Source organism: Lysinibacillus macroides (assembly GCF_001281525.1).
Classification (GTDB): Bacteria; Bacillota; Bacilli; order Bacillales_A; family Planococcaceae; genus Lysinibacillus; species Lysinibacillus macroides.
In genome coordinates this window covers 139,728-153,249 of the sequence record NZ_LGCI01000003.1, presented here as the reverse complement: position 1 = coordinate 153,249, position 13,522 = coordinate 139,728, and the positions used below count along the sequence as shown (strand labels likewise).

Here is a 13,522-nt window from a genome sequence, read left to right as displayed (position 1 = left end):
CAGCTAGATGGCTGAGCCAGCGCTGCCTTTCGATAATTTTTCAGAAATAATAAGGACAACTAATATTAAGCAAATTTGTAAAACACCATAAGCACAGGCGGTGCCAAATTTAAATGCATATAATTTTTGAAATATTGCGACAGACAATGGAATAGTGGATGTGCTATAGATAAGTATGGATGCAACAAATTCGCCAAAGCTTTGAACTAGTGCTAATAATGTACCTGCTAATATCCCAGTAAATGTTAAGGGCACAACAATACGTCTAAATGAATACCACCAAGTAGCACCTAAACCACGAGATGCTTCCTCAATTGATTGGTCTAGCTGTACAAGGGAAGCTGAGGTTGAACGAAAAACTAGTGGTAAATGTCTAATAAAATAGGCTAATGGCAAAATCCAAAAAGTTCCGATTAACACCTGATTAAAAGCAAAAATATTTTCTGTGCTAAAGGCAGCAATTAAATTAACAGCGACAACTGTTCCCGGTAATGCCCAAGGCACCATAATTAAAATATCAAGCAATGTTTTCCCTTTAAAGTTTAAGCGCACCATAGCGTAGGCAGCAGCGACACCAAAAATAATATTGCCAGCTGTAGCGATAACGCCCATTTGAATAGAGTTCCAAATAGGACGCCATGTGCGTTCATCCGTAAAGAGTGCAATATAATGATCAAATGTATAATCAGTAGGGAGAATTTGCGTCTTCCAAGTGCCATCGACAGAAAAGGATATTAATATTAACACTAATATTGGTAATATTAACATGAATGTACCAACAAAGGAGGCAATTGTTGCAAAAATTTTCATTCCTTTGGAAGATACTTCAGAACGATGGACACTAATTCCTTTACTCAGGTTTTGATAATTACGCCGATTTTGATACCATCGCATAACGATTAAAAACGTAATAGAGACAAAGGATAAAATCATCGACTGTGTTGCTGCCATCTCAAGGTTGCCATTGGTTCGAGATAAATAGATTTGCATAGTCATTGTACGCTCAACACCAAACATTAATGGTGCGGTATAAGAAGCCATTGAAATCATAAATACCAATAAAGAAGAGGCTACAATAGATGGTGTCAGCATTGGTAAAATGACCTTTGTCCATATGCGAATACGACCCGCCCCTAGACTTATTGCGGCCTCTTCTAAAGCAGGGTCAAGTCCCTTAATTGCAGCAGAGGCGGTTAAATAAAAATAGGTATACATCGTAAAGGTGTGAACAACAATAACGCCCCAAATTCCCTTTAATGAAAACGGTACCTGCTCTAGCCCAAATAGCTGCTGAAAGAATCGTGGGAAAATACCACTATCTCCATATAAAAATGAAAAGGATAGTACGCCCACAAGGGGAGGAAGTGCCATAGGGACTAAGACTAAGATAGAAAGTATGCGCCTCCCGGGAAAATTATAGCGTTCAAGTAAAAAAGCCATCGTTATGCCAACAATGGCACAACTTAGAACACTAATAATAGAGATATAAACACTGGTCCACAAAGCCTCTAAATTTGCAGGACTCGCCATATCAAAAAACTTTTTATAATGAACGAAAGCCTCATCACCAGCAAAGCTTTGACTAAAGGTTTGATAGAAGGGATACACCACATAGGCGAGCAACACTAAAAATAACGGTGCTATTAATAGATAGACAAACCAATTGGAATGCGTCATTCGTGTCCATGCATTGACAGGCTGTTTTTCCATATTGGCTCCCTCCTATTCTCCTAAAAAGTACAGTGAATCATAGGCAACATTAATGGTAATATCTTCACCGATGCTCTTTATTTGGTCATAAGAGTGAATAATCATTACTTTAAGTGAAAATGCCGTAAAATCTACAATGTAATTGACACTAATACCTGTAAATTCTACAAATGTAATTTTCCCTGTTAAAGTGTTATCCCCAGCCCCTAAATGAATAGACTCTGGACGAATCGAAATAAATACTTTGTCTCCAATCATATGCGTGAAAGTTGGAGAGCTTTGTTGTTTTCGCCCAATGAAAATAAGTCCATTTGTTGTGATGACTTGTATATCCTCACCATCAATAGCTTCAATTGTCCCTTCAATTAAATTTGTTTCACCAATGAAATTGGCGACAAAGCGATTAATAGGCCGATGATAAATTTCCTGAGGTGTACCAATTTGCTTAATATCACCATTCTCCATGACCATAATTCGGTCTGACATCGCCATGGCCTCCATTTGGTCATGGGTTACATAAATAGTAGTAATACCTAGTTCGGATTGGATACGTTTTATTTCCACACGGGTCTCCTCACGTAATTTTGCATCCAAATTAGATAAAGGCTCATCAAGTAATAAAATATCAGGTTCAATGACTAGTGCTCTTGCCAAGGCTACCCTCTGCTGTTGACCACCAGATAGCTCATTGATCTTTCGCTTGCCATAGGTGGCTAGATGTACTTGTCCTCTAATACGATCAACCTTGTGCTGAATCTCAGCCTTTGAAAATTTGCGTACTTGTAAGCCGAATGCAATATTTTCATCAACGGTCATATGTGGGAAAAGGGCATAATTTTGAAATACCATACCGATATTGCGCTTATTTGGCGGAAGTCGGGTAACATCTTGCTCATCAAAAAGAATATGACCATTTGTGGGATAATAAAAGCCAGCAATCATTCGTAAGGTCGTTGTTTTCCCACAGCCACTAGGTCCTAGAAAAGTAAAAAATTCGCCTGCTTTTATATCGAGGTTCAAATTTTTTACACCATATACTTGACCAAATTGCTTAGAGACATTTTCGATTTTGACACTTTTCAAACACAAGCTCCTCTCCAACAAAGAATTAGGGGATGATACAGGAAGGTAAAAATCCGCTACCTAAGCCGAATTTTTACCCTGATGCTTATTTCCCGCGTCCTTTAATATTGTTATCCCAGTACTCCATCCACTCAGTCTCTTTGTCGGACATTTGCTGCCAATCAATATCAAATGTTGTTAAATTTAATTCCTGATACCATTCTGGCATAGAGGACTTATCAATGTCAGAACGTGTCGGAATTTGATAATAATCATTTGCTAATTGTGTCACCATCTCTTTTTCGAACAAAAACTCTACAAATAGCTTCGCATTTTCAAGGTTTTTCGCATTGTTTACAACTGCTACACCATCAACTAAAATAGGTGCACCACTGTTTGGATAAATATAGTCAAAAGGATAATCTGTTGTATATTTCTTTAATAAAATATCTTGCAAGTTCCACAATGAAACACTGCCTTCTTGACGTGTAAGCTTTAAATACAATGCATTAGGATCTTGTGTATACTCTTTTGTATTAGCATCTAATTGTAATAGCCAATCATAACCTTTTTCAGGTGAAACAGCATCCTGTCGCACAATCATAGAGGAATAAATTGTCCGCATGGTACCCGATGCAAGCACACCCCGAATTAAAATTTGATCCTTCCATTTTGGATCTAGTAGCTCATCCCAATCCTGCGGCCCTGTTTCCTTTGTAAGTACATCGCTATTAATCATAATAACCTCAGGAAGTAGCATTTCGCCAAACCAGCGACCAGCAGCATCTTTATGATCCGGCTCAATAGCATCGATAAAGCTAGGCTGCCAGCTGTGTAGTAAATTCTCATTCGCACCAACGATAAGGGCTGATTGTGTGCCACCCCACCAAAAATCAGCCTGTGGATTCGCCTTTTCACCCCGTAAACGCTCTAAAATTTGCTGAGCGCCCATCGTTAAAAACTCTACTTCAATGTTTGGATACTTTTTATTAAACTGATCAATTACCTGTTGCACCATTGCCTCGTCACGCCCTGTGTAGATCACAAGCTTGCCTGAAGATGTTGTAGCCGTTACCTCTTTTTTGTCATTATTTGTAGAATTTTTACTGTCATTAGAACTACAGGCAGCCATCAACACAAGTATCAACACAAGTAAAAAACTAAGAATGCGTGTTTTTTTCATTATATTCCCCTTTCTCAAAGTAAGGTACTTGCATATTGCAGTATAATACGCAGGAGGAATATTAATGTTAGAATTATTGAAAAAATTGCATTCCCCTACATCATAGTGAAGCCTATCATCGATAACAACGACATTTCAGCAAAAGTAAAAAAACTCCTTAAAAAGGAATATTTCCTTTTTTAAGGAGTTTTAATGATTAAGAAAGAGACATCTTTTTATCAATCAGATGTTTATAAGGCAGTTCATCCTCCGCCTAGATTTTGAAATAGCTTTCGACACAACTATATTACTGCCCGTTCATACTGGGCAGAGTATTTTTTTGTCGATGATGAGCAACGATTGTCGGTAACATCATCCCTATAAGCACAAAAAGTATGCCGATGATTTGCAGCCCCGTTAAAGGCTCATGGAGAACAATCACAGAGACCGTAACCGCCACAGGTAGTTCGATAGCACTTAGAATAGAGGCAAGAGCGCCACCAATTTTAGGGATAGCGATAGAGAATAAATAAATTGGTAAAATAATACCAAAAAGTCCGAGTGCTAGTCCAAATTTCCATAAGCCTTGCATAAATAATTGACCATTCCAAATAATTTCAGGGCTAAGGAAAATGCTAATGATAATAAGGGCCACAAAGGATACGATTAATACCCTCGATGTTGTTGTAACACCCTCTACAGGTCGAGAGTTAAATTGAATAAAGCAGGCAAAGGTTACGGCTGCTGCAAAGCCAAATAACCAACCTTGAACAGGGATACCACTTAAATCCACATTTAATACACCAGCAGCCAAAATGGTTCCTGCAAATAAAATAATAAGAGAAATGACCTCAGCTCGACTTGGCCATCTTCTACGTAGCGCACAATCAATTAACAAACCAATCCATGTAAATTGAAAAAGCATTACCACTGCAAGGGATGCTGGTAAATACTTCAATGATTCACCATATACAATACCTGTTGTTCCAGTAAAAATACCTGACCAAATTAAAATAAATAAGCCGTTTTTAGAGGGCTTCGGTAATTGTCTTTGTGTCACAATAAAAATAACTGCAATCAGTATAAAGCCAATAATATACTGACTGGATACAGCCTCTGCTGTTGTAAAGCCATGCTGCATAGCTACTTTAACAATTGTTGATAAAATACCATAGCTACTAGAAGCAATCACAATCAATAGAGGGTAAATAAAGTTTGTTTTCATAGATGTATGTTGTCACTTCCTAAAACTGTTTCACCATATGATGAAAAGGCTCATCAATAATGGACCATGGCTCTGTAATCACAAAGCCTAATCGTTCATAAAGACGGCGAGCATCCTCTTTTTCAGTTTCCACATTTAAAGAGAGCTTTGTATAGCCCCGTTGCTGTGTTAGCTCCTCTGCAAATTGCAGTAATAATGTACCAATACCTTTCCCGCGCGCTGCTGGTGCTACACAAACCGTATCAATATAAGCTTCATCCTCATAAGCTTCACGTTCAATTACAACGGAAGGAGCATTTTTTGCTGCTAGCCATTGCATGAGATGGGCGTCCATTTCCATGGCATGTGCACCATAATAATAAACAAGAATCCCTAATATTTGTTCATCTTCCGTAGCGACAAAGGTATTTAAGTATGAGTGTCGATTGTCGTCACGTTGAAAAAGAATTGTTAGTTCCCGCATAACAGCTTCCGCTGATTGCTCGCCTGTTAAGCGATTAGCAATATCACCAATGGCATCGATAATTAAGGGGACAACGGCATGGGCATCTTGGGGCTGCGCTTGTCGAATTGTAATAGTCATCTTGAAAATCCCTACCTTTCTATAGGCAAGTATAACAAAGATAGGGGATGACTCAAGTTTTCTAGCCTATCATAAAGAAGTGTCAAAAGTAAAAACCTTTATGGAATGATAATTTTCGTGGTAATCTATATTGACTAGATTTTCAGGAGGCCAATCATGACAAAGCAAGATAAGGAATTTATAGTAGTCTATGGAGATGCTTTTATTGACTATATTGCAGATGATGTGACAAACACATCTTTTACGAAATATATGGGGGGCGCAACCGTAAATGTTGCAGCAGGAATTAGCCGCATTGGTGCACCTTCCGCATTAATTACGATTACTGGGGAGGACGAGGGCTCTCAATTTGTACGTGATGGACTTGCAGAAGAGGGTGTAAAGCTAGATTATGCCGTATTTCATCCAGCTAAGCGTGTTAGCGGGGTTTACGTGCATTTAACAGAGGCATGTGAGCGTATTTTTAAGGATTATGTGGATGAAACCCCTAATTTACAAGTTGAACCAGCACAACTAAATGAAGAAGCTTTTAAGCATGCCTCTGCTTTAACCGTGTGCTCAGGTACAATGTTCCATCCAACAGCACTGGCTACAACACGAGCTGCTGTAGCAATGGCGAAGGACAAGGGAGCGATTATTGCAATGGATGCCAATATTCGCCCGTTACGCTGGAGCAGCGAGGAAATTTGCCGAGATACGATCACATCATTTTTTGAGGATGTCGATATTTTAAAGGTCACGGACGATGAATTATTCTTCCTGACAGAGACCACTAGCTTAGAAGAAGGGATTGAACAATTAAACAGCTATTTAGTGCCTATTATTTTAGTAACAGTAGGAGAAAATGGCACATATGCTGTGTTAAATGGTGAGGCTATCCATGTGCCAACGGAAAAAGTAGTGCCTGTAGATACAACAGGGGCTGGAGATGCATTTATGGCAGGAGTATTACGCGATATTCACTATAACGGTTTACCTACAACAAAAGAAGAGCTTGTGCGTTGTACAAGCTTTGGCAATAAATTAGGTGCTTTAGCCGCGACAAAAGCAGGCGCATTAACAGCTCTACCGTATTATCAAGATATTAAGCATTTGCTGAAATAATCGTATGGAGTGTGTAGAAAATGGAGAAAAACTACGATACTTTAATAAAAGATAAAGTATTTTTTGGCGGTGCCAAAGAGGCAGAAGCAGCCTTTGAACAAGAAGCCGTTGATATTGTAATAGATGTACGTGTTAATGGGCTATCCTCACAGGAGCAAGGGGCAGTTTCTTACCCCTACAAGCATCTACCTATTGCGGATGAGGATATCGCTGTGGCCTCTTCAATTGAAAAAGTAGCGAAGGAAATTGCTGCAGCCTATAAGGAAGGGCAGAAGGTATATATTCATTGTGGAAGTGGTGAAGGACGTGCAGGCGTAGCAGCAACAGCTACGTTAATAGAGCTAGGAATGGCACAGTCATTAGAGGAAGCCGAAGCCACAGTCAAGAAAGCACGCCCGCAAGTAACAATTCGCTCAAAAATGGAGAAGGCTTTGCAAAAATTATATAAATAGTGAAAAAGATGTACCGGTCCATGGTGCATCTTTTTTGTATGGATAGACTGCTCAAAATGACGGATAGGACTACAAAATAAATAGATAGCACCACCAAATTAATGGATTTAATACATTTGTTATATACATATTAGAACAGTTTTGTTATACTGAATATATAACAAATTATTATGGGGTGATTTGTATGATGGAGGAGTTAGCAAAGGTTCCATGGGCAGTAATAGCACCATTAATCGTTGTTCAACTTATTTTAATGATTGTAGCACTGGTCGATTTGCGCAAAATTCATGCAACAAACGGACCTAAAATTTTATGGGTGTTTATTATTATCTTTGCCAATCTTATAGGCTCTATTGCGTATTTTATAGTAGGGAGAAGGCAGTCATGACAACATTACTTCAAGTAACAGGTTTAACAAAGCAATTTGCAGAGCATAGAGTTGTAGATGATGTGAGTTTTTTGTTAGAGGAAAAAACGTCAACGGCATTAATAGGACCTAATGGTGCTGGTAAGACGACAACTCTCTCCATGCTAACGGGACTTTTAAAGCCGACTCTGGGCAGTGTCAAGATGCGAGCAGGTGATTTGCGGGCAAATATAGGGTTTTTACCTCAATATCCTCAGTTTCATCCTTGGTTAAGTGCAGTGGAGTTTACGGAAATGGCTGCAAGGCTGAATGGTGTAGCAGCAAAGCAGGCGAAAATGGAGGCACAGAAAACACTAGAATTTGTAGGATTAGGAAATGCTGAGCATAAAAAAATCGCAACATTTTCTGGTGGTATGAAGCAACGTCTTGGTATTGCCCAAGCAATTGTGCATAAGCCTAAATTATTGTTATTAGATGAGCCCGTATCAGCATTAGACCCAGTTGGACGTAGAGAGGTGCTTGATTTATTAAAAGGATTGCAGCAAGAGACAACCATTTTATATTCAACACATATTTTAAATGATGCAGAAGAAATGACAGATCAGCTGTTATTTTTGCAAAATGGCAGGCTGGTGGAGCAAGGAACATTACGTGAGGTACGACAACGTTTTGATGAGCAAAATTATGTTATTGAATTTGATACCGAAGAAGAGGCAAAGCTTTTTGCAAGCTCATCTGACCGTGTAAAAGGCTGTTATGTATTTGTGGCACTTATCAATGAGGAGCCAACGATGAAAGAACTGCTCCAGCGTTTAAGTGAATGTCCGTATACAATACGAAAAGTGGAAAGACAAACAGCATCTTTAGAAGAAATTTTTATGAAGGTGGCGAAAAAAGCATGAGAGGATTCAGTGTACTTCTGCAAAAAGAGTTTAGAGAGGCATGGCGGGGTTGGAAATTTTTATGGATCCCTCTTGTGTTTGCTTTGCTTGGAATGAATGATCCACTAACGAATTATTATATGATGGATATTTTAAAGGCTGTTGGAAATGTACCTGAGGGCTTTGAAATGCTAATACCAGAATTAATGCCAGTTGATCTACTGCAAGCCTCTATCGGACAGTTTCAAACAATAGGCTTGTTAATAATGATGGCTACTTTTGTAGGCTCAATTAGTAAAGAACGTGCTAGTGGTATGGCGACATTATTTTATATACGCCCCATTTCATTTAGCGCTTATTTTTTGAGCAAATTTATTGTAATGAGCACAGTCAGCTTTATCAGCATTCTCGCTGGTTTTACAGCAAGCGTATACTACACAAGTATTTTATATGGAACATTAGATATTGGCTCATTACTCGCAAGCTTTTTTACGTATTATATTTGGCTATTATTTGTGATAGCTGTAGCATTGATGATGAGTGCTAGCTTTAAAACTGTTATCGCCACTACATGTGCATTCACACTTATTTTTCTAGGGCAAATAGTAGATATGATTGTAGGTATTTTCTGGACAGTATCTCCATGGAAGCTAGCAAGCTATGGAACATTACTAATTCGAGGGACAATGGATATGTCTGATTATTGGTGGAGCCTTTCAACTACAGCGATATGCACAATTATCTGCATTAGTATTGGCATTGTGATGATGAAAAGGAATGCCTCGATGGTGAAAATTTAATAAGATAAAGCGAGGAAAATCCGTTCAATAGGATTTTCCTCGCTTTTTCTAGTTGAAACTACCTTGGAATATCCAATATATAGGCATATAATGTAGCTATAGCTCGAAATTTGTCAAATAACTCGGAAAATATATAGATTACTATAGAAAGAAGGTACATAAAAAGTGGGGACTGAAAATTCCGATCGTTTCCTAACAGCGTTTAATCGGATAGACCATCGATTAAGAGATATTATTGGCGCAAAGGATTTTATACCATTTTCTCGTCTTATTGAGCAAGCTAAGAGAAAAGATGTACTGGTGAAGAAATATGAGGATGATTTGCGATCTTATGCAGATTTACGCAATGCAATTGTGCATCATCGTATTTCTTTAAATTATGTAATTGCAGAGCCACATCCAGACGTAGTAGAGAGAATTGAATACATAGATGCTACCCTAGCTAAGCCAACACTCGTGGGACAAATGTTTCGTAAGCGTGTGCTTGTTTTTCAAGAAAATGATTCCCTTAGGCAGGTATTAAAAATTATACGACAACGAAAATATACACAATTCCCTGTTTATCATAATAAGCAATTTAGAGGACTTATCACAACAGTAGGTATTACTAATTGGCTTGCCTCAACAATGGGAGATCATCACAGTCAAGTGCCAAATAGAATTCCGACATTGCATGATATTTTAACACATGAGAAAAATAGGGTAAATTATAAATTTGTCAGTAAGCATATTACGATTTATGAGGCGGAGGAGATTTTTAAGCAAGGGGTCGAAAGAGGCAAGCGATTTGAGGCATTATTGATAACCGAGCATGGCAAACCGCATCAAAAATTAATCGGTATTATTACACCATTAGATATTGTAAAGGTAAACTGACAAAAGTCGAGACAACAAGCAATTATGGGCTTGAATGTCTCGCTTTATCTTTTAAGCTGATATATAAAGAACCATTTGTTTGAATTTGTGCAAAATAGACATCCTCAACAGCCTGCACATTTTGTTTTTTCAGTTTTTTCATTACCCAGTCTTCTGTTAATTCAAGCTCCACAAGGTTTTCTTTAATAAGCTGTCCATCAGAAATAACCTCAGTAGGCAGATAAGTAGGCGGTGATACGTCTGCTTTTACGTCCTGCTTTGTAGCAACTTGCTCAGAGGTTTTTTGTAGTACACTTAGTTTCCCATTTGTTTCAAGTAGTGCGTACTGGACATCCTGAACAGAGAAAATTGCCTGTTCACGAAGCATCATCGTTAGCTCATCTAAATGCAAACGATTTTTCTTTAAGGCAGATTCTAAAATAAGACCATTTTGTACGACAATTGTAGGCTTATCATCAATGAGCACACGGGCTTTTTTAGATTTAATAGTAATCAGGGTCATTAAATACGTTAAAGCACTCCACCAGATAAGAGAAATCATGCCATCTAAAAAAGGTGTTTCTTCTTGTGAGGCAATTTCAGAAGCAATCGATCCAAATGTAATACCTGTAATATAATGGAAGAAAGTTAGTTGACCCAATTGTTTTTTCCCTAGAATACGGGCTAAAATTAGTAACGCAAAGAAGGAAAGTGTTGTTCTTAAAATCATTTCCCAAAAATGAGCATGAATAAAGCTTTCCATATCTATATCAACTCCTTTTACGGCTTGTCATTTTATAGCTTGTGCAAAAAGGTCAATAGTATGCGACAATCATGGATACACATCAAGTGAAAAAAGAGGTGGCAGCATGAATAAACAATTAAATATAACAAATCCAGTCTATCCCATTATGATTGCAATAGGCATTGCGCACCTTATCAATGATACAATGCAGGCTGTTATTCCAGCGATGTTCCCAATATTTAAAAGTGAATTAGGACTTACCTTTACACAAATAGGTCTTATATCGTTTGTCTTAAATATATTTGCCTCCGCATTACAGCCTGTAGTAGGCTTTGTCAGTGATAAAAAGCCAATGCCATATGCATTGCCGATAGGAATGGTTAGTTCCTTTATTGGTATAGCAGTTATAGCGTTGACAACACAATATTGGATTATTCTTATTGCGGTATTATTTTTAGGCTTTGGTTCAGCAGTATTTCATCCAGAGGGATCGAGAGTATCATTTATGGCAGCGGGCTCTAAACGAGGGCTAGCTCAGTCAATTTATCAGGTTGGGGGAAACTCAGGACAAGCACTTGCGCCATTAATTAGTGCCTATATTTTCGATATTTTTGGTCAGCGTGGCGCAGCCATTGTCTTGGTGGCTACAACGTTTGGCATTATTTTATTGAGTAAAATTGCAGGATGGTACAAGAAACAATTGGAGCAAGAGCGCATTGCGAAGAAAAAGCGAGTATTAGTGTCAACATTGCCGCCTTTAACACAAAAACAAGTCGGGATTGCATTAGCATTATTATTTACAATTATTTTTGCACGATCATTTTATACAACAAATATTACAAACTTTTATGTGTTTTATTTAATGGATCATTATGATGTAAGCCTTCGATTGGGACAAATATTAATTTTCACCTTTATGGCTTTTGGTGTAGTGGGGACATTTTTTGGTGGCTCCTTATCAGACCGTATTGGTAGAAAAAACGTTATTATTTTATCGGTAGTAGTGCCTATGCCATTTTGTTTGGCCTTACCATATGTGTCTTTATGGGCAGCGGTGCTATTTTTAGTCATTATCGGTACATTGATTATGATTAGCTTCTCTGTTACGGTTGTCTATGCACAGGAGCTAGTGCCTACAAAAATTGGTACAATGGCTGGACTAACCACTGGCTTTGCCTTTGGGATGGGAGCAATAGGAGCGATGGTGATCGGCATGTTAATGGATCATAAAGGAATTGATTTTACAATGATGATCGTTTCTTTATTACCTTTATTATTGCTAATAGCTTTCTTCTTACCAAAAGACAAACCAGCTTCAACTATAGCCTAGCAAAAAGGGACTGTCGAAAAGGATTTTTCTTTTCCAACAGTCCTCACTTTTATTTTAAATATTTCTTAAAAACATGGCGTACCTGTACCTCCACACTCGGCGTAAAGGGTGTCTCCATATTATTGTCTTAGTGGTGATAAAAATTCTCCAGGAAGCTTCTCTTGATCGACTACATAGCCTTCAGAAATATGAACCTCATGCATTTTATCGTTGTAAGTAAACTTAAAAATACCATTGTCAAAATCCGTACCAATTTCTTTGAAAAATATACCCTCGATGGATACATATTTCGGACATGTAAACGCTACTTTAAAATTCTCCTGCTCTTTGATTAAGTAAGCACGCACACCCTTTTCATATGTTTCATTTGCATCATCATCAGTAGGACGTTGAACAGCAACAATATGAAAATCTACAAAAGGCACCTCTTTTAACAGCACATTTAAGAAAGAGCCCTTCGTGATTTCCTCCCAGCGGCTTTGTGCACTTTGCCCTACAATAATTTGGGATATGCCATAATTTTTTGCGACCTCTGCAATCACCTTTTGTATTGGGCGTTTTTCATTATCTTGTAAAATGAATTTTTCAACCTCAAGTTCCTCTGCTAGCTCTTTCCATTCTTCAATGTAATTAGATTTCTCTGCGTCAAATGCATCAAGGGGCTGCGAATCGACTGAAAGAATATAAAGTGGACAATCTAGCATTGTGGCCATTTTGTGACCACGACGTATTAAGCGTTCGCCATTTCGTCCATAGTAAACACAAACTAATATACTTTCATCCAAACGCCCTTTTACATGCTTCATAAAAAATCTACACCTCTTATCTGTTGGTATTTTACTCACTGTTAATTTTGAAAAAATTATCCTAAAACAGCTAAAATCAATGCTGTTACAGTGCATTCTGTTCACTAATATTGTATACTTAAAAATGTATAAAAGTTAACGAAAATATATTGGAAAACCCTTGAAAAATTAAGCTTAAATCAATAATTATAAGTTATTTAATTTATGCATTGTGCGCATTGTAGGTAAATATGTTGTCATATGAAACACTATTATGCAGGCTGTTAATTAGATAGTCAAGTGTATTTATAATGCTGATATGACTGATTTTTATTTGTATAAATTATTTGATTTTTCACAAGTTATTTAGGCTTATAAAGGGTTAGAGGTGATGAGTCTGTAACCTCTTTGCATTTTGTGTTTTCAACTATCACCATGCTATCTTTTAAGAAAGTAACGAT

Annotated in this window: 14 protein-coding genes and 1 pseudogene; 8 read left to right on the top strand and 7 right to left on the bottom strand. The window is 37.8% G+C overall.

The genetic code is table 11. From position 1 onward, the window contains the following. Positions 1–3: 3 nt before the first annotated feature. From ADM90_RS02750 to ADM90_RS02730, 5 genes are all read right to left on the bottom strand, one after another. A complete protein-coding gene (locus ADM90_RS02750; RefSeq protein ID WP_053993537.1) occupies positions 4–1,710 on the bottom strand; it encodes an ABC transporter permease in 1,707 nt (568 codons plus the stop codon). Between the two features lie 12 nt (positions 1,711–1,722). After that, positions 1,723–2,793: an ABC transporter ATP-binding protein gene (locus ADM90_RS02745; RefSeq protein WP_053993536.1), complete on the bottom strand. Its 1,071-nt coding sequence runs from the start codon at positions 2,791–2,793 to the stop codon at positions 1,723–1,725. Between the two features lie 85 nt (positions 2,794–2,878). After that, positions 2,879–3,955 (bottom strand): extracellular solute-binding protein, encoded by a 1,077-nt coding sequence (locus ADM90_RS02740; protein WP_053993535.1) that lies wholly within the window; start codon positions 3,953–3,955, stop codon positions 2,879–2,881. Positions 3,956–4,241: 286 nt separating this feature from the next. Then, the gene (locus ADM90_RS02735) at positions 4,242–5,159 is read right to left on the bottom strand and encodes an EamA family transporter (RefSeq protein ID WP_053993534.1); all 918 of its coding nucleotides are present in this window, start codon (positions 5,157–5,159) and stop codon (positions 4,242–4,244) included. Between the two features lie 19 nt (positions 5,160–5,178). Further along, entirely contained in the window at positions 5,179–5,742 is a 564-nt protein-coding gene (locus tag ADM90_RS02730) for a GNAT family N-acetyltransferase (protein ID WP_053993533.1), read from the bottom strand. A gap of 156 nt (positions 5,743–5,898) precedes the next feature. On the opposite strand from ADM90_RS02730, the gene ADM90_RS02725 reads away from it, so the two are divergent. The 7 genes and pseudogenes from ADM90_RS02725 to ADM90_RS02700 all read left to right on the top strand — a co-directional run bounded on the left by ADM90_RS02725 (position 5,899) and on the right by ADM90_RS02700 (position 10,222). Further along, on the top strand, positions 5,899–6,846 hold the full coding sequence (locus tag ADM90_RS02725) for a carbohydrate kinase family protein (protein ID WP_053993532.1): 948 nt from the start codon (positions 5,899–5,901) through the stop codon (positions 6,844–6,846). 20 nt (positions 6,847–6,866) lie between these two features. After that, positions 6,867–7,298 carry a protein-tyrosine phosphatase family protein gene (locus ADM90_RS02720; protein ID WP_053993531.1) on the top strand — a complete coding sequence of 144 codons (432 nt, stop codon included), beginning with the start codon at positions 6,867–6,869 and terminating at the stop codon, positions 7,296–7,298. Between the two features lie 184 nt (positions 7,299–7,482). Next, positions 7,483–7,686: a PLDc N-terminal domain-containing protein gene (locus ADM90_RS02715; protein WP_083448436.1), complete on the top strand. Its 204-nt coding sequence runs from the start codon at positions 7,483–7,485 to the stop codon at positions 7,684–7,686. Next, a pseudogene (locus ADM90_RS25505) lies at positions 7,611–8,138 on the top strand (ABC transporter ATP-binding protein); the annotation flags it as partial. The gene ADM90_RS02715 and the pseudogene ADM90_RS25505, both read left to right, overlap by 76 nt. 120 nt (positions 8,139–8,258) lie before the next feature. Next, on the top strand, positions 8,259–8,567 hold the full coding sequence (locus tag ADM90_RS25500; RefSeq protein ID WP_412176972.1) for a DUF4162 domain-containing protein: 309 nt from the start codon (positions 8,259–8,261) through the stop codon (positions 8,565–8,567). Beyond that, complete coding sequence (locus tag ADM90_RS02705; protein WP_053993529.1) at positions 8,564–9,346, top strand: ABC transporter permease; 783 nt, start codon at positions 8,564–8,566, stop codon at positions 9,344–9,346. Before ADM90_RS25500 ends, ADM90_RS02705 begins: the two co-directional genes overlap by 4 nt. A 165-nt stretch (positions 9,347–9,511) precedes the next feature. After that, positions 9,512–10,222, top strand: a complete 711-nt coding sequence (locus tag ADM90_RS02700; protein ID WP_053993528.1) for a CBS domain-containing protein — start codon at positions 9,512–9,514, stop codon at positions 10,220–10,222. Between the two features lie 22 nt (positions 10,223–10,244). Here ADM90_RS02700 and ADM90_RS02695 read toward each other — a convergent pair whose 3' ends face one another. Then, complete coding sequence (locus ADM90_RS02695; protein WP_083448435.1) at positions 10,245–10,964, bottom strand: DUF421 domain-containing protein; 720 nt, start codon at positions 10,962–10,964, stop codon at positions 10,245–10,247. A 106-nt stretch (positions 10,965–11,070) separates the two neighbouring features. On the opposite strand from ADM90_RS02695, the gene ADM90_RS02690 reads away from it, so the two are divergent. Continuing rightward, complete coding sequence (locus ADM90_RS02690; RefSeq protein ID WP_053993527.1) at positions 11,071–12,276, top strand: MFS transporter; 1,206 nt, start codon at positions 11,071–11,073, stop codon at positions 12,274–12,276. Positions 12,277–12,395: 119 nt separating this feature from the next. Here the strand turns inward: ADM90_RS02690 and ADM90_RS02685 are convergent, their stop codons facing one another. Next, positions 12,396–13,082, bottom strand: coding sequence for a universal stress protein (locus ADM90_RS02685; protein ID WP_053993526.1), 687 nt, complete (start codon positions 13,080–13,082; stop codon positions 12,396–12,398). Positions 13,083–13,522: the final 440 nt, after the last annotated feature.

Bases quoted from the DNA above. Each gene is read 5' to 3' on its own strand.
- ADM90_RS02750 (WP_053993537.1), bottom strand. From the start codon at position 1,710: ATGGAAAAACAGCCTGTCAATGCATGGACACGAATGACGCATTCCAAT.
- ADM90_RS02740 (WP_053993535.1), bottom strand. From the start codon at position 3,955: ATGAAAAAAACACGCATTCTTAGTTTTTTACTTGTGTTGATACTTGTG.
- ADM90_RS02735 (WP_053993534.1), bottom strand. From the start codon at position 5,159: ATGAAAACAAACTTTATTTACCCTCTATTGATTGTGATTGCTTCTAGT.
- ADM90_RS02730 (WP_053993533.1), bottom strand. From the start codon at position 5,742: ATGACTATTACAATTCGACAAGCGCAGCCCCAAGATGCCCATGCCGTT.
- ADM90_RS02725 (WP_053993532.1), top strand. From the start codon at position 5,899: ATGACAAAGCAAGATAAGGAATTTATAGTAGTCTATGGAGATGCTTTT.
- ADM90_RS02720 (WP_053993531.1), top strand. From the start codon at position 6,867: ATGGAGAAAAACTACGATACTTTAATAAAAGATAAAGTATTTTTTGGC.
- ADM90_RS02715 (WP_083448436.1), top strand. From the start codon at position 7,483: ATGATGGAGGAGTTAGCAAAGGTTCCATGGGCAGTAATAGCACCATTA.
- ADM90_RS25500 (WP_412176972.1), top strand. From the start codon at position 8,259: ATGACAGATCAGCTGTTATTTTTGCAAAATGGCAGGCTGGTGGAGCAA.
- ADM90_RS02705 (WP_053993529.1), top strand. From the start codon at position 8,564: ATGAGAGGATTCAGTGTACTTCTGCAAAAAGAGTTTAGAGAGGCATGG.
- ADM90_RS02695 (WP_083448435.1), bottom strand. From the start codon at position 10,964: ATGGAAAGCTTTATTCATGCTCATTTTTGGGAAATGATTTTAAGAACA.
- ADM90_RS02690 (WP_053993527.1), top strand. From the start codon at position 11,071: ATGAATAAACAATTAAATATAACAAATCCAGTCTATCCCATTATGATT.
- ADM90_RS02685 (WP_053993526.1), bottom strand. From the start codon at position 13,082: ATGAAGCATGTAAAAGGGCGTTTGGATGAAAGTATATTAGTTTGTGTT.